This is a genomic window from Streptomyces sp. NPDC058221 (assembly GCF_042882365.1).
Lineage (GTDB): Bacteria > Actinomycetota > Actinomycetes > Streptomycetales > Streptomycetaceae > Streptomyces.
Map to the genome: position 1 here is coordinate 47,815 of NZ_JBHVWF010000002.1, position 17,419 is coordinate 65,233.

Annotated in this window: 19 protein-coding genes; 4 read left to right on the plus strand and 15 right to left on the minus strand. The window is 70.8% G+C overall.

Annotation, left to right across the window (positions count from 1 at the left end; all coding sequences use genetic code 11):
- Positions 1-19: 19 nt before the first annotated feature.
- The gene (locus tag ACFVW8_RS01065) at positions 20-454 is read right to left on the minus strand and encodes a nuclear transport factor 2 family protein (protein ID WP_389685464.1); all 435 of its coding nucleotides are present in this window, start codon (positions 452-454) and stop codon (positions 20-22) included.
- An 83-nt stretch (positions 455-537) separates the two neighbouring features.
- Here ACFVW8_RS01065 and ACFVW8_RS01070 point away from each other — a divergent pair, with 83 nt between their 5' ends.
- The gene (locus tag ACFVW8_RS01070) at positions 538-918 is read left to right on the plus strand and encodes a winged helix-turn-helix transcriptional regulator (protein WP_389685465.1); all 381 of its coding nucleotides are present in this window, start codon (positions 538-540) and stop codon (positions 916-918) included.
- Between the two features lie 42 nt (positions 919-960).
- On the opposite strand, the gene ACFVW8_RS01075 is transcribed toward ACFVW8_RS01070, so the two are convergent.
- Both ACFVW8_RS01075 and ACFVW8_RS01080 read right to left on the minus strand, forming a co-directional pair.
- Positions 961-1,170, minus strand: coding sequence for a DUF397 domain-containing protein (locus ACFVW8_RS01075; RefSeq protein ID WP_389685466.1), 210 nt, complete (start codon positions 1,168-1,170; stop codon positions 961-963).
- Positions 1,167-2,003 carry a helix-turn-helix domain-containing protein gene (locus tag ACFVW8_RS01080; RefSeq protein ID WP_389685467.1) on the minus strand — a complete coding sequence of 279 codons (837 nt, stop codon included), beginning with the start codon at positions 2,001-2,003 and terminating at the stop codon, positions 1,167-1,169. Before ACFVW8_RS01080 ends, ACFVW8_RS01075 begins: the two co-directional genes overlap by 4 nt.
- 105 nt (positions 2,004-2,108) lie before the next feature.
- On the opposite strand from ACFVW8_RS01080, the gene ACFVW8_RS01085 reads away from it, so the two are divergent.
- Together ACFVW8_RS01085 and ACFVW8_RS01090 are read left to right on the plus strand one after the other, a co-directional pair.
- Positions 2,109-2,375: a hypothetical protein gene (locus ACFVW8_RS01085; protein ID WP_389685468.1), complete on the plus strand. Its 267-nt coding sequence runs from the start codon at positions 2,109-2,111 to the stop codon at positions 2,373-2,375.
- Entirely contained in the window at positions 2,372-2,569 is a 198-nt protein-coding gene (locus ACFVW8_RS01090) for a hypothetical protein (RefSeq protein ID WP_389685469.1), read from the plus strand. The genes ACFVW8_RS01085 and ACFVW8_RS01090 overlap by 4 nt, the downstream gene beginning before the upstream one ends.
- Positions 2,570-2,584: 15 nt before the next feature.
- Here the strand turns inward: ACFVW8_RS01090 and ACFVW8_RS01095 are convergent, their stop codons facing one another.
- The 7 genes from ACFVW8_RS01095 to ACFVW8_RS01125 form a co-directional block, all read right to left on the minus strand.
- Positions 2,585-3,478, minus strand: a complete 894-nt coding sequence (locus ACFVW8_RS01095; protein ID WP_389685470.1) for a septum formation family protein — start codon at positions 3,476-3,478, stop codon at positions 2,585-2,587.
- A gap of 55 nt (positions 3,479-3,533) precedes the next feature.
- Positions 3,534-3,992: a VOC family protein gene (locus ACFVW8_RS01100; protein WP_389685471.1), complete on the minus strand. Its 459-nt coding sequence runs from the start codon at positions 3,990-3,992 to the stop codon at positions 3,534-3,536.
- Complete coding sequence (locus ACFVW8_RS01105) at positions 3,989-4,687, minus strand: class F sortase (protein ID WP_389685472.1); 699 nt, start codon at positions 4,685-4,687, stop codon at positions 3,989-3,991. The genes ACFVW8_RS01100 and ACFVW8_RS01105 overlap by 4 nt, the downstream gene beginning before the upstream one ends.
- Positions 4,684-6,126 carry a hypothetical protein gene (locus ACFVW8_RS01110; protein ID WP_389685473.1) on the minus strand — a complete coding sequence of 481 codons (1,443 nt, stop codon included), beginning with the start codon at positions 6,124-6,126 and terminating at the stop codon, positions 4,684-4,686. The genes ACFVW8_RS01105 and ACFVW8_RS01110 overlap by 4 nt, the downstream gene beginning before the upstream one ends.
- 57 nt (positions 6,127-6,183) lie before the next feature.
- Entirely contained in the window at positions 6,184-7,734 is a 1,551-nt protein-coding gene (locus ACFVW8_RS01115) for an FAD-dependent monooxygenase (RefSeq protein ID WP_389685474.1), read from the minus strand.
- An 88-nt stretch (positions 7,735-7,822) separates the two neighbouring features.
- Positions 7,823-8,809: an EamA family transporter RarD gene (gene rarD, locus ACFVW8_RS01120; protein WP_389685475.1), complete on the minus strand. Its 987-nt coding sequence runs from the start codon at positions 8,807-8,809 to the stop codon at positions 7,823-7,825.
- 146 nt (positions 8,810-8,955) lie between these two features.
- Positions 8,956-9,816, minus strand: coding sequence for an SDR family oxidoreductase (locus ACFVW8_RS01125; protein WP_389685476.1), 861 nt, complete (start codon positions 9,814-9,816; stop codon positions 8,956-8,958).
- 110 nt (positions 9,817-9,926) lie between these two features.
- Between ACFVW8_RS01125 and ACFVW8_RS01130 the strand changes: the two genes are divergently transcribed.
- Positions 9,927-10,313 (plus strand): winged helix-turn-helix transcriptional regulator, encoded by a 387-nt coding sequence (locus tag ACFVW8_RS01130; protein WP_389685477.1) that lies wholly within the window; start codon positions 9,927-9,929, stop codon positions 10,311-10,313.
- Positions 10,314-10,374: 61 nt separating this feature from the next.
- Here the strand turns inward: ACFVW8_RS01130 and ACFVW8_RS01135 are convergent, their stop codons facing one another.
- From ACFVW8_RS01135 to ACFVW8_RS01155, 5 genes are all read right to left on the minus strand, one after another.
- Positions 10,375-11,433 carry a 2-oxoacid:ferredoxin oxidoreductase subunit beta gene (locus ACFVW8_RS01135; RefSeq protein ID WP_389685478.1) on the minus strand — a complete coding sequence of 353 codons (1,059 nt, stop codon included), beginning with the start codon at positions 11,431-11,433 and terminating at the stop codon, positions 10,375-10,377.
- A complete protein-coding gene (locus ACFVW8_RS01140) occupies positions 11,426-13,378 on the minus strand; it encodes a 2-oxoacid:acceptor oxidoreductase subunit alpha (RefSeq protein ID WP_389685479.1) in 1,953 nt (650 codons plus the stop codon). Before ACFVW8_RS01140 ends, ACFVW8_RS01135 begins: the two co-directional genes overlap by 8 nt.
- A gap of 384 nt (positions 13,379-13,762) precedes the next feature.
- Positions 13,763-14,422, minus strand: coding sequence for a response regulator (locus tag ACFVW8_RS01145; RefSeq protein WP_389685480.1), 660 nt, complete (start codon positions 14,420-14,422; stop codon positions 13,763-13,765).
- A 204-nt stretch (positions 14,423-14,626) separates the two neighbouring features.
- A complete protein-coding gene (locus ACFVW8_RS01150; RefSeq protein WP_389685481.1) occupies positions 14,627-15,970 on the minus strand; it encodes a sensor histidine kinase in 1,344 nt (447 codons plus the stop codon).
- A gap of 175 nt (positions 15,971-16,145) precedes the next feature.
- Positions 16,146-17,372 (minus strand): sensor histidine kinase, encoded by a 1,227-nt coding sequence (locus tag ACFVW8_RS01155; RefSeq protein WP_389685482.1) that lies wholly within the window; start codon positions 17,370-17,372, stop codon positions 16,146-16,148.
- Between the last annotated feature and the right edge of the window lie 47 nt (positions 17,373-17,419).

Genomic DNA, 17,419 nt, shown 5'->3' on the forward strand with positions numbered 1-17,419 from the left:
CTCGGGTCATGGTCCGACGTCAGGACGTGACCACGGCGGGATTTCCCTCGCTCCAGATGTTGGTGATCCTGCGATGGGTGAAACGCCAGCCGTCCGGGGTGCGGCGCAGCCGGTCGTCGTAGCGGCCCCCGCCGAGGAACTTCTCGCCGTCGGGCAGGCCGTGGCGGACATGCTGGGCTTGGTAGTAGCACGTGTGCTCGGCCTCGTCACCGTGCGGTGCGGCGACATGGTTGCCGTTCAGGTGCTGGGTGGCGTCGATGCGCGCCAGGCCGGTGCTGATCCTGGCAACGATCGCGTCAGGCCCGCAGAGCCGTTCTCCCGAACCGCTGTACTCCCAGCAGGCGTCGTCCGTGAACAGTGTGCCCAGCGTCTCCCAGTCCCTGGTGTCCAGAGCGGTCGCGTACGCGATGACGGTGGCCACGATCGCAGCGCGGTCGGTGAGTTCCTGGAGCATCGAGCCGCCTTCCGGTTTGGTGCACGATTTGATACCGAGTACATGATTGGTAACTGTCGGGCCCGGCGGAAGAAGGCACTTTCATGTCCCGGAGTCACATCGATGTGTCAGTCCTGGCCAGCCAGGCGTGCCCGGTCTCGGAGGTCCTCGACCACGTCTCCGGGAAGTGGAGCATCGGCATCCTGGTGGCCGCTGCGCAGGGTCCGGTCCGGTTCACTGAGCTGGAACGTTCGATCAGGGGGATCAGCAGGCGCATGCTCACGCTCAACTTGCGCAAGCTGGAGCGGGACGGCCTGCTCGTACGCACCGTCCATCCGGTCGTTCCGCCCAAGGTCGAGTACCGGCTGACGGACATGGCCCAAGAGCTCCACGCGTCGCTGCTGGGGCTCACCGACTGGGCCAGGCGGCACGGCAGCGCGGTCGCCGCCGCCCAGGCCGCCTACGACCGCGAACACGACGGCTGACGGGCGCTGCCCGGTGATCGTCAGGGGGAGTTGCCGGGGCGGTCAGGCGGTGTCGAGGTCGCCGCGCTTGATGCCTGTCACAAAGGTGGCGAAGGCGCCGGCGGGCAGGTCCAGGACCGGGCCGGCCGGGTTCTTGGAGTCGCGGACGGGGACCACACCGCGGGCGGCGACGAGGTTGGTGGCGACCTCGATGCAGTTGCCGCCGTTGTTGCTGTACGAGGATGTGTACCAACGGGGGGTGTCGGTCGTCACGGGGTGCCCCTTCGCATATTCCTGATCATGGCCACGGACGCGGCTTGAGACGCTGCTTCGGCCTGTAGTTGATGGTAGGCCGTCAACATGGGCAACACCGACGTACTTTCCCGGTCCAAGTGCCCCTGCGTCTGGGACTCTGCGTAGCAGACCACGGACCTGTCCGGCAGCGTCAGGAGATTGACAGGCAGATCGAATGTGCGCCGCTCGCCCATCTCGTACGGGGCCACCTGAAGCAGTGTGTTCGGCATCTCCGCGATCTCGGCCAGACGCGCCAACTGGGCGTCCATGACCGCTGTCCCGCCAATGGGTCGGTGGATGCAGCTTTCATCCATGGTCACAAACAGCATGGGCGGCCTGGGGCGCACGAGTGCCGCCTGCCGCTCGGCCACGAACGCCACGCGTTCGTCTGCCTGTTCCTGTGTGATCGCGCCCCGCCGTACGGCACTGTTCGCCAGCGCTTGTGCGTACTCCGGTGTCTGCAACAGGCCCGGGACGATCCCGATCTCGTACAGCCGGATCTCCACCGCCCGCCCCTCGTACCCGACGTACTGCGGGAAGCCCTCCAGCAGCGAGCCGTGCCTGATCTCGCGCCACTGGCGTTCGAACGTGTCGGCGGTGTCGCCGGTGCCGAAGGCTTGGTCGGCACTGCGCGAGAAGCGAAGGGTTGGCATCTTGCGACCGGTTTCCACGGCCGAGATATGGGTGCTGGAGTACCCGGTCCGTTCGGCAAGGTCTTCCTGCTTCCAGCCGCGCGCCTCCCGCGAGCTGCGGATCCGAGCCCCAAAGGCAGCTTGCGGACTGCTGTCGGGCTCCAACTCCTTCCGGTTCAAGGGGTGTCACCAACTTTCCGTTCCCACCTGACACGTTGAGTGGTTCCCAACTCTAGGCCACGCTCAATCCCCTTGGTAGTGGAACGACTACGGAGAGGAGTGACCGTGTCCGCAGAGAACGGTCCGCCGAAGATGCAGGAACTTACGCAGCCCCCGCCCCCCGGCACGCTCGTGGCGGACACCAGCCGCCGCGAGCGTGACCGGGTGGGGGAGTTCCGCGGAGTCGCCGGCCCCTACTGGATGCTCCGCCCGGCAAAGGGCGGTCCCGAGTGGGAGGCGCTTCCCGAGTGCATCCGCCTTGCCACGCCCGCCGAGCGCCTCGGTGCCCGGACCGCGCGGGAGAACGCCAGGAGCCGGGGTGAGGTGGCGTGAGTGCCGCAAGTGATCCCGGCGTCACTCCCGGCGACACCCCCGACCGCGCCCCCGGCACCGTCGAGTGCCTGGAGTGTCAGGAGATCGATCTGGCCGAGGCCGTAGCCAGGGGTGAAATGGACGCCAGCCGGGAGACCGACTGCCGGGTGCTGCGCAGGCGGCACCAGGATGCGGAGCACGGGGGCCGGACGTGAAAGGGCCCGGACCGGTCAGCGGCTCGCCAAGGTGCCGGTGTGCGCCTTCTTCGAGACGGCGTAGCAGATCGAGGTGTGGTACTCGCTCGACCACTGATCGGGCCTCGGGGACAACCAGTGCGGTGTCACGCCCGGCTTGTCGCCGCCCAGGTACTTCTTGACCGCTTCCGGGCAGCGGTCCTTGGTCTGCTGGAGCATCTCGTCCACGCTGGGCGCCGGGCCTGCGGGGTCGCCGTGGTCCACGACACCCGGAACGGCTTCGGTGCGGTGCGGTTCGTCGCAGGGGATGACGCTGTTCGGTCCTCCCGGCTCCGGCTCGCCCTTCATGCAGGCCTGCAGGCCGGCGAGGCCGTGGGCGAGACCGGCGTACAGCGAGCCCTTCCGGCGCACGGGCTCGTCCTTCGGGCTGCGTTCGCCGAGCAGGCAGGCGAACCACCGGTCGCCGTTCTTCCACTGCTTCTCCGTCGGCCAGAACGCCACCGTGTCGAGCCGGCTTGCCTCCCAGTCGGGGCTGCCCAGATAGCCGGGGACAGCGGCGTCGCAGCGGGGCCTGGCGTACTTCTTCACGGGCGGCGGGTAGTTGTCCGACACGGACGACGGGAACGACGCGGACTTCGTCACCTCGTACTCGTGAGGCCGGTCGCAATTCACCTTTGTCACACCGTCCTTGAGCTCCACGCAATCGCCCGGCCGGTACGGGCCCACGCCGGTGCGTTCAGGCCGGGGAGAAGGAGTGGCCGAAGGCTTCCCGCTCGTGCCGGGAGAGGGTGCGCCGCTCTTCGTCGTACCGGGGGAGGTGCCGCCGTCCTTCGCGGCACTTCCCGGCGTCTCGTGTTCCGATGTGCAGCCCGCGAGGACGGCGACGGCGAGCAGCAACGCGGCGCAGCCGCGACGGGAGTTGAGCCTCATCCCGCGCACGGTACAGGCCTTCGGTGACGGTCCGAAACCTGTGCGGAACGCCGGGTCACTGCACGCAGAACTCGTTGCCCTCCGGGTCGCTGAGCTGTGTCCACGTGCCGCCGGGCTCCTCGAACCGGCGCAGCACCTTCGCACCCAGGCCCTCCAGCCGGGCCACTTCCGCCTCGCGGCGGTCCGGGCCGGCGTGGAGGTCCAGGTGGAGGCGGTTCTTCACCGTCTTCGGCTCAGGAACGCGCTGGAACAGGAGGCGTCGTCCCCGGCCCGTACCGCTCTCCTCCTCGTACGGGTCGTCCGGGTGCCGGGCCGCGGCCAGGTCGAGCCAGGCGCGGCGGCCGTGGGCCGTGGTCGTGAGGGTCTCCGGTACGGCTCCGAGTCCCAGGAGGCGTTCGATCAGGGGGCTGTTGTCCTCGATCTCGTAGCCGAGGGCCGCGGCCCAGAAGCCGGCCTGGGCGTGCGGGTCGGCAGCGTCGATGACGACTTTCCACTCAAGAGGCATGGGAGTCATTCTTTACCGGAAGGGTGGGGGACGCGGGCTGAACCGTTTGATCGAACCGGGGCCCGCACCGATGCCAGCCGGGCGAACGCCACCACGTTGGACTGGTAGCCGCCCGCGCTGCGGTCGTACGTGCCGCCGCAGGTGAGCAGGCGGAGCTGGGCGTCCTTCGTCGGGCCGTAGACACGGGTGCTCGGGAAGTCGCTCTTTTCGTACTCGTCGATCGCGTAGATGCGGAAGGTCGCGACCCTCCTGTCCGCGCGGCGTACGTCGACCCGTGCGCCGGGCCGCAGCGTGTCGAGTCCGGCGAAGGCGGCCGGGCCGGTGGGGGTGTCGACGTGGGCCACCACGATCGCGTTGCCGGGGGAGCCCGGGGTCACGCCGTCCCGGTACCAGCCGGCCAGGTTGCGCTCGGCCGGGTCGGGTACGCCGAGCTTGCCCGCGCTGTCCAGGGTCAGGTCCACCAGTGGTGCGCTGACCCGGAGTTCGGGGATGTCGATGCGGACGGGGCGGGAGGCGGGGAGGGGGGCAGATGCGGTGGATGCGGGGCCGGACCGGGGGGCGGCGGCGCCGGCGCCGGGTTCCGTGAGGGGGGAACCCAGCAGCAGGACCAGCGCCGCCGTGGCGGCCGGGATCAGGCCGGCCGCCACGGTCAGGCGCGGGAACAGCCGCCGCGGCGGCCGTTCCCGCAGGGTGCGGGAGCTCAACCGCGCCGGCGCCGCGCCGTGCGGAGCCCGCCGAGAGCGGCGGCCACCGATGCCAGCAGGCCGGCCGCGCCGACCGCCCAGCCCGCACCGGAGAGGCCGGTGGAGCCGGTCAGGGCGGTGGAGCCGTCACCCGCGTCGACCGGGCCGTTCGGCAGGGGTGCCCCGCCGTGGCCGCCGCCCCAGTGCCCGTTGCCGTGACCGCCGCCGGGCGGGGTGGGCCTGGGGTGGTGGGGGTGGCTGGGCGAGGGCGACGGGCTGGGCTCCGTGTCGGCGGCCGTGATCCGGCTGCGGTCGGTGGCGCTGATGCCCGTGCGGACCGGGCCGTCGGTGCCGTCGACGGTGACGGTCAGCTCGGTCGTCACATCGAGCCGGCCGATCGGGGCGTCCTCGGCGGCGGCCAGGGTGAACGCTGCCCCCGCCTTCCCGTCGGGCTCCAGATTGCCGCCCGCCCGGAGGTTGGTGCGCAGTTCGCCGGTGAGCGAGCCGTCCGTCTGCCGGGTCAGCGGGACTTCGGATCCCTCGGACATCACGGTCAGCTGGTCCGCCGTCAGGCCGGCCGGCCCGTTGAGCGTCAGATGCGTGCCGATGCCCTGGTACTCGGGGCCGTCCGCGGGATTGGTGTAGGAGGCGTCGGCCGGGCGGGGACCGTCGCCCGCCTTGATCTCCTCGGGGACGGTGAGCGCCGCCGAAGCCCGGCCGGTGACGGCGAAGTCCCAGACGGTGCCCTTGGCGGTGATGTTGTCGACGTACGTGTTCAGCGTGCCGTTCGGGTCGCCGAGCCGGCCGATGTTGGCGATCACCCCGTACGCGCCCTCGCACTCCGTGACGAAGTGGGACAGCGGGGCGTCCCCGCCCGCCGGGATGCCCGCCACGGCGCGCGAGGTCCGCATCACGGAGTCGCCGGTGAGCCGGTACTTCTGCCAGGTGTCGGGCTTCAGCGCCGCGCCCTGCTCATCGGTGTTGTTGCCGGGTTCGAAGGACAGGGTGGTGAATCCCCCGCAGGAGGCGGGGAACTGGAGGTTGGCGCCGATGTTCGTGACGCTGGAGCCCTCGGACGCCGTGTACGCCCAGTACGAGACGCCCGCGTCCAGCAGGGGCTGCAACGGCTCCGGCGTCCAGGTCGCGTTGAAGTAGTGCGCTGCCTGGGCCTGTTGGCCGGCCGCGATGGCCAGGCGCAGGCTGCCGTTCAGATGGACCGGGTCGGGCTTCGGGGAGATCTCCTGGATCCCGGGATCCCGGTCGGGGGTCGTCTCCTGGAGGCGGAGCCAGGGGCCGCTGGGGCCGAGCCCGTCCTGGTGGACGGTCTGCACGGTGTCGTCGGCGGCTGCGGTGGGAGCGATGGAGCAGGCGAGGACGGACACGGCGGAGAGTGCGGCGGTGGCGGTCGCGGTGCGCAGAAGCGTGCGGGGCGTCCCGGACGTGCGCAGGGGTCGGGTCATAAATGTGAGGAAAAGATAAGCAGCGGGCCATCGCGTGGACGCCCCGCTGCGACGCGCTCAAGCTCGCTCCAATGCCTCACCGTTCAGGTAGTCGGCGACGGTCCGGTGGTCACCGGCCGGCGCGATCAGGCCCACGTGGTTGTCCGGGCGGACCAGCACCAGGACGTCCTCGTCCGGCCCGATTCCGTACGCCGAGCGGGCTCGGCCGCTCTCGTCGGAGAGACCCTGCGTGGTGCCCGCGTCCACGGCGTACGCCCGCAGTTCGTCGCCGTGCGCCGCGGCCGCGTCCCGGAGGGCCCGGACGCTGCCCGCGCCGAAGCCGAGCAGGGTGAAGTGCGGTCCGGCGAAGGTCTCGAACAGCCGGCGGGGTGCGCCGGTCGCCGTGTCACGGCAGGGGGCGTCCGGTGCGCGGTCGCCCGCCCGCAGCCGGTCGGTGCCGCCGCCGGTGGCCAGTGAGCTCCAGCGGTAGCCGTCGCCCAGGCCGTAGGTCCCCGGGGTGATCGCCGAGTCCAGTCCGCCGCCGGGCTTCCTGATCGCCTCCAGCGTGGCCCGCAGCCGCTCCGCGGTGAGGTCCAGGGTGTGGGCGGCGATCGGCAGCCGCTCCTCCTCGTACGTGTCGAGGAGCTCCGGCAAGGCCCGGCCGGAGGCGGCCCGGGCGAGCTTCCAGCCCAGGTTGAAGGCGTCCTGGATGCCGGTGTTCATGCCGAGCCCGCCCGCGATGGAGTGCACATGCGCGGCGTCGCCGGCCAGGAGGACCCGGCCCACCCGGTAGCGGTCCACCATGCGCTCGTTGACCCGGTAGGTGGAGAGGAGCGTGGCCTGCGTGAGGAGGTCGCCGGGCAGCCGGGTGTGTGTGGCGAAGAGGCGTTGGAAGCTCTCCAGCGACGGGGGCACGGGGCGGCCGGAGCCGTCCCTCTCCGGGCCGGCCTGGAACCACCAGCCCGAGGCGGTGCCGGGGATCGGGCAGAGCATCACGGCGCCGTCCTCGTCGAACCACTGGTGCCAGATGCCGCGGTCCGGGCCGCTCACCTCGACGTCGCCGCAGACCATCATCTGCTCCTCGGTGGTCTTCCCCTCGAACGGGACGCCGAGCAGCTTGCGCACCGCGCTGTGGGCGCCGTCGCAGCCCACCACGTACCGGGCCCCGATCTCCGCACCGCCGGCCAGGGTGGCCGTCACGGAGTCGTCGTCCTGCGCCAGCCCCACGAGCTCGGCGCCGACCTCGACCCGTACGCCGTACTCCGCGAGCCGGGCGCGCAGGATCTCCTCCAGCCGCCACTGGGCGATCAGCCACGGCCGGTCGTAGGGGGCGTCCACTGTCGGGCGCATCGCCGCGTACGGGTCCGCGTCGGCGATCACCTGCCCGTCGCGGTACTTGCGCATCGGCAGCGGCGCCGATCCGGCGGCGAGCACCTCGCCGACGACCCCGAGGTCCTCCAGGATCTCCAGGGAACGCGGGTTGGGGCCCTTGGCCCGGGAGCTGCGTGGGAACTGCGGGGACTTGTCGATGATCCGCACGGCGACGGCCCGGCGGGCCAGATCGACGGCCAGGGTCAGACCGGTGGGGCCGGATCCCACGATCAGCACGGTGGTCGGGGGCTTGGGCATGCGTACTCCTCGGTCGTCGCTTCCGTTGGCATCCAGGAAAACGCAACCGAGTCAAAAAGGCAACCGGGTAATTATCCAGAGGTGTGGGTCACGGTGCCGGGGTCGTCATCGAGGAGGGGGAACCGGAATCCTCCGCAGCGGCCGGGGACGGCTTCGCCGCGACTGCCCGTGCGGCCGGCGCCTGCACCCTGGTGCGCCGTGACGTCCGCAACGCGTCCCAGGTCAGCAGCGTGAGTGCCAGCCAGACCAGAGCGAACCCGGCCCATCGCTCGGGCGGCATCGCCTCGTGGAAGTACACGATCCCGAGGATGAACTGGAAGACCGGCGCCAGATACTGCAGCAGGCCGAGCGTGGAGAGCGGTACGCGGATCGCGGCGGCCCCGAACAGGATCAGCGGACCGGCCGTGACCACTCCGGTCGCGGCGAGCAGGGCCGCGTGTCCGGCGCCCCCGTAGGTGAACGTCGACTCGCCCCGCGCGGCCAGCCACAGCAGATAGCCGAGCGCGGGCACGAACACCACCGCGGTCTCGGCCGCGAGCGACTCCAGGCCGCCCATGTTGACCTTCTTCTTCATCAGGCCGTACGTCGCGAAGGAGAACGCCAGGACCAGCGAGATCCACGGCGGCTGCCCGTAGCCGATCGCCAGGACGAGCACCGATGCCACGCCGGTGCCGACCGCCACCCACTGCACGGGGCGCAGCCGCTCGCCCAGAAGCAGGACGCCCATGGCGATGGTGACCAGCGGATTGATGAAGTAGCCGAGGGAGGCCTCGACGACATGGCCGTGGTTCACGGACCAGATGTACAGGCCCCAGTTGATGCTGATCACGACGGCGGCGACGGCGATCAGCGCCAGCTTCCGCGGCTGTCGCAGCAGTTCACCGATCCAGGACCAGCGGCGCAGCGCGAGCAGTGCGATGCCGACGACGCCGAGCGACCAGGCCATCCGGTGGGCGAGGATCTCGACCGCGCCGGACGGCTTCAGCAGCGGCCAGAAGAGCGGGATCACACCCCAGAGTCCGTAGGCGCCGAACCCGGACAGGAGTCCGGCCCGCTTTTCGTTCGTCCCCTTCACGGGCCCTCCCGGCAGCTGTGCGCCGACGCTTCGCCGGCCAGACGAAGGTAGCGCCGACCGGGCCCGGTGTCATTGCCGTATCGCCAGACGGTCATGACACCGGGCCGGGGGGCCAGGGCCTGTCGTCGTCAAACTGCCGTCTGCCGCTACTGGGCCGCGACCGCCGCGGCGACGGTCTCGGCGAGCGGGGTCGTCGGGCGGCCGATCAGCCGGGCCAGGTCCCCGCTGGTGCCGGCCAGCAGCCCGCGCCGCACCCCCTCGTCCACGTCCACCAGGATCGCGGCGAACCCCTCGGGCAGGCCGGCGCCGACCAGGATCTCCTGGTGCACGGCGGCCGGGACGTCGTTGTGGACGATCTCCCTGCCGGACGCCTTGGCGACCTCGGCCGCGTACTCCGCGAGCGACCAGGCGACATCCCCGCCCAGCTCGTAGGCCTTGCCGAGGTGGCCCTCGCCGGTCAGTACGGCGGCGGCCGCGGCGGCGTAGTCGGCGCGGGTGGCGGAGGCGATCCTGCCGTCGCCCGCGTTGGCCACGACGGCGCCGTGCTCCAGGACCGGCGCCAGATTCTCCGTGTAGTTCTCGGTGTACCAGCCGTTGCGCAGGAAGGTGTACGGCAGGCCGGAGTCGAGGATCAGCTGCTCGGTCGCCTTGTGCTCGTCGGCCAGCACGACGTCCGCGTCGGGGCCGCCCAGGATGCCGGTGTACGCGAGCTGCGCGACGCCCGCGGCCCTGGCCGCTTCGATGACCGCGGTGTGCTGGGGCACGCGGCTGCCGACCTCGTTGCCGGAGATCAGCAGGACCCGGTCGCCGGACCGGAAGGCGCCGGTCAGCGTCTCGGGCCTGCTGTAGTCGGCGATCCGCAGCTCGACACCGCGGGCGGCGAGGCCGGCGGCCTTCTCCTTGTCACGGACGACGGCGGCGATGTCGCTCGCCGGGACGGTGGTCAGCAGCTGCTCGACGACGAGACGGCCGAGCGCTCCGGTGGCTCCGGTGACGACGATGCTCATGGGGGGTTGCTCCTCTTCAGGTGCTCATGTTCCTGTTCGCGTGCTCTGTCACTCACCCTAGGGGCAGCACTAACCAAACGAAAGTACCCACTTTGAAGTAAGGTACCTGTATGAGCGTGAGCAACCTGGAGCGCGTGCCCGACGTACGGGAGCCGATGTGTCCCTCCCGGCTGGTGCTGGAGCATGTCACCAGCCGCTGGGGCGTCCTCGTCCTCGCCGCCCTGCTGGAGCGCTCGTACCGCTTCAGCGAGCTGCGCCGCGAGGTCGGCGGGGTCAGCGAGAAGATGCTGGCGCAGACACTCCGGACGCTGGAGCGCGACGGCTTCGTGGACCGGGATGCCAGGCCGGTCATCCCGCCCCGGGTGGACTACAGCCTCACCGGCCTGGGCCGGGAGGCCGCCGAGCAGGTGTGGGCCCTGGCGCGCTGGTCGGAGCGGAGCCTCGACGCGGTCGGCGCGGCGCGCACGGCGTACGACGCGCGTCAACAGGGGGAGTGAAGACAGAAGCGCCGGCCCTGCCCGTGGTGGGCAGGGCCGGCGCATGGCCAGCGGGCGGGTGTCAGCCGACGACCGTCCAGTTGTCGTTGCCCGCGAGCAGCGCGGCCAGGTCGCCCTTGCCGTCCCGCTCCACAGCCGTGTCCAGCTGCTCGGCCATCAACGTGTCGTAGACCGGCCGTTCGACGCTGCGCAGCACCCCGATCGGGGTGTGGTGCAGGGTGTCCGGGTCGGCGAGCCGGGACAGCGCGAACGCGGTGTTCGGGCTCGTGGCGTGCGCGTCGTGGACGAGGATCTGCGAACGGTTCTCCTCGGTGACCGCGACCACCGACAGATCGCCGGTCAGCGAGTCCCGGACGACCCCCTTGGAGCCGTCGGCGCCGAAGAGGATCGGCTGCCCGTGCTCCAGCCGGATCACCGCCTCCTCGGCCTGCTCCCGGTCCTTGAGGACCTCGAACGCGCCGTCGTTGAAGATGTTGCAGTTCTGGTAGATCTCCACCAGGGCCGTGCCGGGGTGGTCGGCCGCCGCCCGCAGCACGCTCGTGAGGTGCTTGCGGTCGGAGTCGACCGTACGGGCGACGAAGGACGCCTCCGCGCCGATGGCGAGTGACACCGGGTTGAAGGGGGAGTCCAGCGAGCCCATCGGCGTCGACTTGGTGATCTTGCCGACCTCGGAGGTCGGGGAGTACTGGCCCTTGGTCAGCCCGTAGATCCGGTTGTTGAACAGCAGGATCTTCAGGTTCACATTGCGGCGCAGCGCGTGGATGAGGTGGTTGCCGCCGATGGAGAGCGCGTCACCGTCACCGGTGACCACCCAGACGCTCAGGTCCCGCCGGGAGGAGGCGAGTCCGGTCGCGATGGCCGGGGCGCGGCCGTGGATCGAGTGCATCCCGTAGGTGTTCATGTAGTACGGGAAACGGGAGGAGCAGCCGATACCGGAGACGAAGACGATGTTCTCCTTCGCCAGACCGAGCTCGGGCATGAAGCCCTGCACGGCGGCGAGGACCGCGTAGTCGCCGCAGCCGGGGCACCAGCGCACTTCCTGGTCGGACTTGAAGTCCTTCATGGACTGCTTGGCCTCGGTCTTCGGCACCAGCTGGAGGAGTTCGTTGGTCTCAGGCATCGATGGCCTCCTGGAGGGCCGTCGCAAGCTGCTCGGCCTTGAACGGCATGCCATTGACCTGGTTGTAACTGTGCGCGTCCACCAGGTACTTGGCCCGGATGAGCGTGGCCAGCTGCCCGAGGTTCATCTCCGGGACGACCACCTTGTCGTAACGCTTCAGCACCTCGCCGAGATTCCGCGGGAACGGATTGATATGGCGCAGATGGGCCTGGGCGATGGGCTGTCCGGCGGCGCGCAGCCGGCGGACGGCGGCGGTGATGGGGCCGTACGTGGAGCCCCAGCCCAGGACCAGCGTCCGGGCTTCGGCGGGGTCGTCGACCTCCACGTCGGGGACCTCGATGCCGTCGATCTTGGCCTGCCGGGTGCGGACCATGAAGTCGTGGTTGGCGGGGTCGTAGGAGATATTGCCGGTGCCGTCCTGCTTCTCGATGCCGCCGATGCGGTGTTCGAGGCCGGGGGTGCCGGGGACCGCCCAGGGGCGGGCCAGGGTCTGCGGGTCGCGCTTGTACGGCCAGAAGACCTCGGTGCCGTCGGCCAGCTCGTGGTTGGGGCCGCCGGCGAACTGCACGCGCAGGTCCGGGAGCTGGTCGACCTCCGGGATGCGCCACGGCTCGGAGCCGTTGGCCAGGTACCCGTCGGAGAGCAGGAAGACCGGGGTGCGGTAGGTCAGGGCGATCCGGGCGGCGTCGAGCGCCGCGTCGAAGCAGTCCGCCGGGGTCTTCGGGGCCACGATCGGCACCGGGGCCTCGCCGTTGCGCCCGTACATCGCCTGGAGCAGGTCGGCCTGCTCGGTCTTGGTGGGCAGGCCGGTGGAGGGGCCGCCGCGCTGGATGTCGATGACCAGCAGCGGCAGTTCGAGGGAGACGGCCAGGCCGATGGTCTCCGACTTCAGCGCCACCCCGGGCCCCGACGTGGTCGTCACCCCGAGGGCACCGCCGAACGCGGCGCCCAGTGCGGCGCCGATGCCCGCGATCTCGTCCTCGGCCTGGAAGGTGCGTACGCCGAAGTTCTTGTGCTTGCTCAGCTCGTGCAGGATGTCGGAGGCCGGGGTGATCGGGTACGAGCCCAGATAGACCGGCAGGTCCGCCTGGCGGCCCGCGGCGATCAGCCCGTAGGCCAGCGCCAGGTTCCCCGAGATGTTGCGGTACGTACCGGTGGGGAAGGCCTGGGAGGCCGGCGCCACCTCGTAGCTGACCGCGAAGTCCTCGGTGGTCTCGCCGAAGTTCCAGCCGGCCCGGAACGCGGCCACGTTCGCCTCGGCGATCTGCGGCTTCTTGGCGAACTTGGCCCGCAGGAAGGCCTCGGTGCCCTCGGTCGGCCGGTGGTACATCCAGGAGAGGAGCCCGAGCGCGAACATGTTCTTGGAGCGCTCGGCCTCCTTGCGGGGGAGCCCGAACTCCTTCAGCGCCTCGATGGTGAGGGTGGTCAGCGGCACCGGGTGGACGTTGTACGCCTCCAGCGAGCCGTCCTCCAGCGGATTTGACGCATAACCGACCTTCGCCATCGGCCGCTTGGTGAACTCATCGGTGTTGACAATGATTTCGGCGCCGCGCGGCACATCGGCGATGTTCGCCATGAGTGCGGCCGGGTTCATCGCGACGAGCACGTTGGGCGCGTCGCCGGGGGTCAGGATGTCGTGGTCGGCGAAGTGCAGCTGGAACGACGACACGCCCGGCAGGGTGCCTGCGGGGGCCCGGATCTCGGCGGGAAAGTTCGGCAGGGTGGAGAGGTCGTTCCCGAAGGAAGCGGTCTCCGAGGTGAACCGGTCACCCGTGAGCTGCATGCCGTCACCGGAGTCACCCGCGAAACGGATGATCACCCGGTCCAGGCGGCGGATCTCCTTGTCACCGTTGCCGGCTGCGGACTGGGGGGCACGCTGTCCCCCTACGAGCGCGTCACTGGCCTCATCGGCCTGTTCGGCTGGGCTACTGACCTGGCTGGTCACTTACTGGACCTCCCTCGGCGCGGCGGCTCGGAACCGTCCGGCCCGCCGGCGGTCCCTGGCCCCACCCTACGTCTGTAAGGGTCGCCTTCCTCTGGCCGATCACATGATGGACGGCATTTTGAGACGCTTCTCTGCGCTGTTCCGTCATGATTCATCAGCCACCCGGTTCCTCGTCGGACCCTCGCGGGAGCCGACGTGGAGCGAGTCGCCGGACCCCCTGTCCGGACGTCGCCGGGAGGGGTCCCGGCAACTATCTGACAGGGTGTCAGATCTTTGGGTGCGGTATCAGGGATTCGGGGTCAGGGCTTCAGGACCAGGGCCTGCAGGATCCGCACTCCGGAGTGCGGACTTCCGGGGCAGGAGTTCAGAGGCAGGAGTTCAGGGTCAGGAGTTGAGGTAGGTCAGCACGGCCAGTACCCGCCGGTGGTCGCCGTCGCTGGGGGAGAGCCCCAGCTTCAGGAAGATGTTGCTGACGTGCTTCTCCACCGCGCCGTCGCTCACCACCAGCTGACGGGCCACCGCGGAGTTGGTCCGCCCCTCCGCCATCAGGCCGAGGACCTCGCGCTCACGGGGCGTCAGCCCGGCCAGCACGTCCTGCTTACGGCTCCGGCCCAGCAGCTGCGCCACCACCTCGGGGTCCAGCGCCGTACCGCCCTGCGCCACCCGGACCACCGCGTCCACGAACTCCCGGACCTCGGCGACCCGGTCCTTCAGCAGATATCCCACACCCCGGCTGGATCCGGCCAGCAGCTCGGTGGCGTACTGCTCCTCGACGTACTGCGAAAGGACCAGCACCCCGATCCCCGGGTGGTCCTTGCGCAGCCGCACCGCGGCCCGCACACCCTCGTCGGTGTGCGTCGGCGGCATCCGCACGTCGGCGACCACCACGTCCGGCGGTACGCCCTCAGCGGCCAGCTCGCCCACCGTCTTGATCAGCGCCTCCCCGTCCCCGACGCCTGCCACGACATCATGGCCGAGATCTGTCAGCAGCCGGGTGAGTCCCTCCCGGAGCAGTACCGAATCCTCGGCGATGACTACGCGCACCCTGTCCTCCACCACGACGTTTCTTCCCCCACTGCTCGATGGTCCCGCCCGTATGCCGTTCAGCATCCCAGCATCCCGGCACCGGCGGTGACGTAACGAACGCCCGAAGGGTTGCGTCACCTCGCCCCGTGCGGAACGCCCGGCTGCCGGGCAGGCCCGGGTCAGGGCCCGCCCGGCAGCCGGGCCGGGAGGAGCGGGAGTCGGTCAGCCGCGCCACGGGAGCTCGGCGGTGACCTTGGTCGGGCCGCCGGCCGGGGAGTCGACGACCAGGACGCCGTCCACCGCGTCCAGCCGGTCGGTCAGCCCGGCCAGACCGCTGCCCGACGCCAGGTCGGCGCCGCCGCGGCCGTTGTCGGTGACCTGGAGCATCAGCCGGTCCGCCGTCCGCCACACGTCGACCGAGGCACGGGTGGCGCGGGAGTGCTTGCTGACGTTCTGCAGGAGCTCGGACACGGTGAAGTAGGCGATGCCCTCGATGGCCTGCGCCGGCCGTCCCGGCAGATCGACCTCGACCGTGACGGGGACGGTGCAGCGGGAGGCGATGGCGGAGAGTGCGGCGTCGAGTCCGCGGTCGGTGAGGACGGCGGGGTGGATGCCGCGGGCCAGGTCGCGCAGTTCCTGGAGGGCGACCTTGACCTCGCCGTGCGCCTCGTCGACCATCTTGGCCGCGGCGTCCGGGTCGGCCGTCAGCTTCTCCTTGGCCAGTCCCAGATCCATCGCGAGGGCGACGAGGCGGGCCTGCGCGCCGTCGTGCAGATCGCGCTCGATGCGACGGAGGTCGGCGGCTGCGGTGTCGACGACCACGCCCCGGTCCGACTCCAGCTCGGTGACGCGCGTGGCCAGCTGGGACGGACTCAGCAGCCCGGCCACCATCACCCGGTCCACGGAGGCGAGGCCGCGGATGACCCACGGAGTGATCAGGACGATCACCAGACCGAGAGCGCAGGTCGCCGCGAGTTCGAGATCGGAGTCCAGATAGAACTGGTGGGTGGCGTCCCCGTACAGCTGGATGCCGCTGACGCCCACGTGCGTCGGGAAGACCCAGTGCCACAGCGGGTAGGTGAACGCGGCCCAGCCCCACGACCAGAGCGTCAGCGAGACGCAGAAGGCGAAGACCGCCCACGGGAAGTGCAGCACCGAGTAGAGCAGGTGCCGCCAGGACACCCCGCTCTTCAGGACCGCCCCGACCCAGGACATCAGACCGCCGGTCCGGCCCCGCACCCGCGCGGGAGCGGGCACGTCCAGCCCCAGCAGAGCACGGGCCCTGGCCCGCTCCAACGCGCCGAAGCCGCGGCACACGGCCAGCCCGACGGCCAGCAGCGGGATCCCGAGGAAGGTGATGAGGAGGCCTGCGCTCACCGACGTCATGGTGATCGCGAAGCAGAACAGCGCGGTGCTGATCGGGAAGCTCAGCAGCAGATAGGCGAACTCGCGCCAGGTCCTGGCCTCGACGGGGGCACGCAGCCAGGCCGGGAGGAAGTGCCCCGTCCCGGAGCCGGTTCCCGGTCGCTCATGGTCCCGTGTGTCAGGTCCGTATGCCGTGGCCATGGGTTCCGTCCGTTTCTCTGCTTCTGTCCGACGTGTCTGTCCGACGCTTCTGTGCGGCAGCCTGTGCCGCCGTGCGTACTTCCGCGTGCCGCTGTGCCTACGTCAAGGGTGCTGCTCCGTGGGCCCGCCCACCATGAGGGCGGTATCCGTCTTCGGCCGGGGGTTTTCCCCACCCTCAGCGCCGCTCGGACGCGCCGGCCCGGTCCGTACGGGGCCCGGCGGCGCCCTTCTCGTCCTCCCGGTCGCGCCAGGGCAGCTCGGCGGTGACTGTCGTCGGGCCGCCGGGCGGGGAGTCGAGCACGAACAGACCGTCGACCGCGCCCAGCCGCTCCGCCAGCCCCGACATCCCCGTACCGCCGTCCATGGAGGCCCCGCCCTGACCGTCGTCGGTGACCTGGATCAGCAGCCGGTCCGCCGTCCGCCACACATCGACGGACGCCGAACGCGCCCCGCTGTGCTTGCTGACGTTCTGCAGGAGCTCGGACACGGTGAAGTAGGCGATGCCCTCGATGGCCTGCGCCGGCCGTCCCGGCAGATCCACCCCCACGGTGACGGGGACGGTGCAGCGGGAGGCGATGGCGGAGAGTGCGGCGTCGAGTCCACGGTCGGTGAGGACGGCCGGGTGGATGCCGCGGGCCAGGTCGCGCAGTTCCTGGAGGGCGACCTTGACCTCGCCGTGCGCCTCGTCGACCATCTTGGCCGCGGCCTCCGGATCGGCGGTCAGCTTCTCCTTGGCCAGCCCGAGTCCCATGGCCAGGGCGACGAGGCGGGCCTGCGCGCCGTCGTGCAGATCGCGCTCGATGCGACGGAGGTCGGCGGCGGCCGTGTCGACGACCACGCCCCGGTCCGACTCCAGCTCCACGATCCGGCGTTCCAGCTCGTCGGAGGGCGACAGCAGCCCGCGCACCATGCCCCGGTCGGCGTTGGACATGAGCCGCGCCGTATAGGGGAGCACCGGCCACAGCACGAAGAGGCTCACGAACGTCAACGTGAAGGTGAGCACCCCCCACGGCAGCCGGATGAAGGAGTACAGCACCGCGCGCCAGCCCACCGGATCCTTCAGGGTCGACCAGAGCCAGGCGAAGAAGCCCTCCTCCCGGCGGACCGGAGCCATCGCGCTCGGCTCGTCGATCCGCAGACCGAGCAGTCCCCGCGCCCGGCCCCGCTCGGACCGGCCGAGCAGTCGCGCACCCTGCAGTCCGGCGGCCAGCAGAGGCAGGCCGATCACCGTGACCGCGAGCCCCACACCGACGCTGACCATCAGGACCGTGTAGACGAACCCGAGGATCGCCGTCGGGAGATTGGACAGGAGATGCGCGATCTCCTTCCACGTCCACGCGTCGAGGGCGGAGCGGACGGGCGGCGGCCGGTCGTTGTCGGGTACCTGGGGGCTCATGGTCATATGCCCAGCCTGCCCGGTGAGGCACCCGGACGCCATGGGGCTCATGG

Bases quoted from the DNA above. Each gene is read 5' to 3' on its own strand.
- ACFVW8_RS01065 (WP_389685464.1), bottom strand. From the start codon at position 454: ATGCTCCAGGAACTCACCGACCGCGCTGCGATCGTGGCCACCGTCATC.
- ACFVW8_RS01070 (WP_389685465.1), top strand. From the start codon at position 538: ATGTCCCGGAGTCACATCGATGTGTCAGTCCTGGCCAGCCAGGCGTGC.
- ACFVW8_RS01095 (WP_389685470.1), bottom strand. From the start codon at position 3,478: ATGAGGCTCAACTCCCGTCGCGGCTGCGCCGCGTTGCTGCTCGCCGTC.
- ACFVW8_RS01100 (WP_389685471.1), bottom strand. From the start codon at position 3,992: ATGACTCCCATGCCTCTTGAGTGGAAAGTCGTCATCGACGCTGCCGAC.
- ACFVW8_RS01110 (WP_389685473.1), bottom strand. From the start codon at position 6,126: ATGACCCGACCCCTGCGCACGTCCGGGACGCCCCGCACGCTTCTGCGC.
- ACFVW8_RS01115 (WP_389685474.1), bottom strand. From the start codon at position 7,734: ATGCCCAAGCCCCCGACCACCGTGCTGATCGTGGGATCCGGCCCCACC.
- ACFVW8_RS01125 (WP_389685476.1), bottom strand. From the start codon at position 9,816: ATGAGCATCGTCGTCACCGGAGCCACCGGAGCGCTCGGCCGTCTCGTC.
- ACFVW8_RS01130 (WP_389685477.1), top strand. From the start codon at position 9,927: ATGAGCGTGAGCAACCTGGAGCGCGTGCCCGACGTACGGGAGCCGATG.
- ACFVW8_RS01135 (WP_389685478.1), bottom strand. From the start codon at position 11,433: ATGCCTGAGACCAACGAACTCCTCCAGCTGGTGCCGAAGACCGAGGCC.
- ACFVW8_RS01150 (WP_389685481.1), bottom strand. From the start codon at position 15,970: ATGGCCACGGCATACGGACCTGACACACGGGACCATGAGCGACCGGGA.
- ACFVW8_RS01155 (WP_389685482.1), bottom strand. From the start codon at position 17,372: ATGACCATGAGCCCCCAGGTACCCGACAACGACCGGCCGCCGCCCGTC.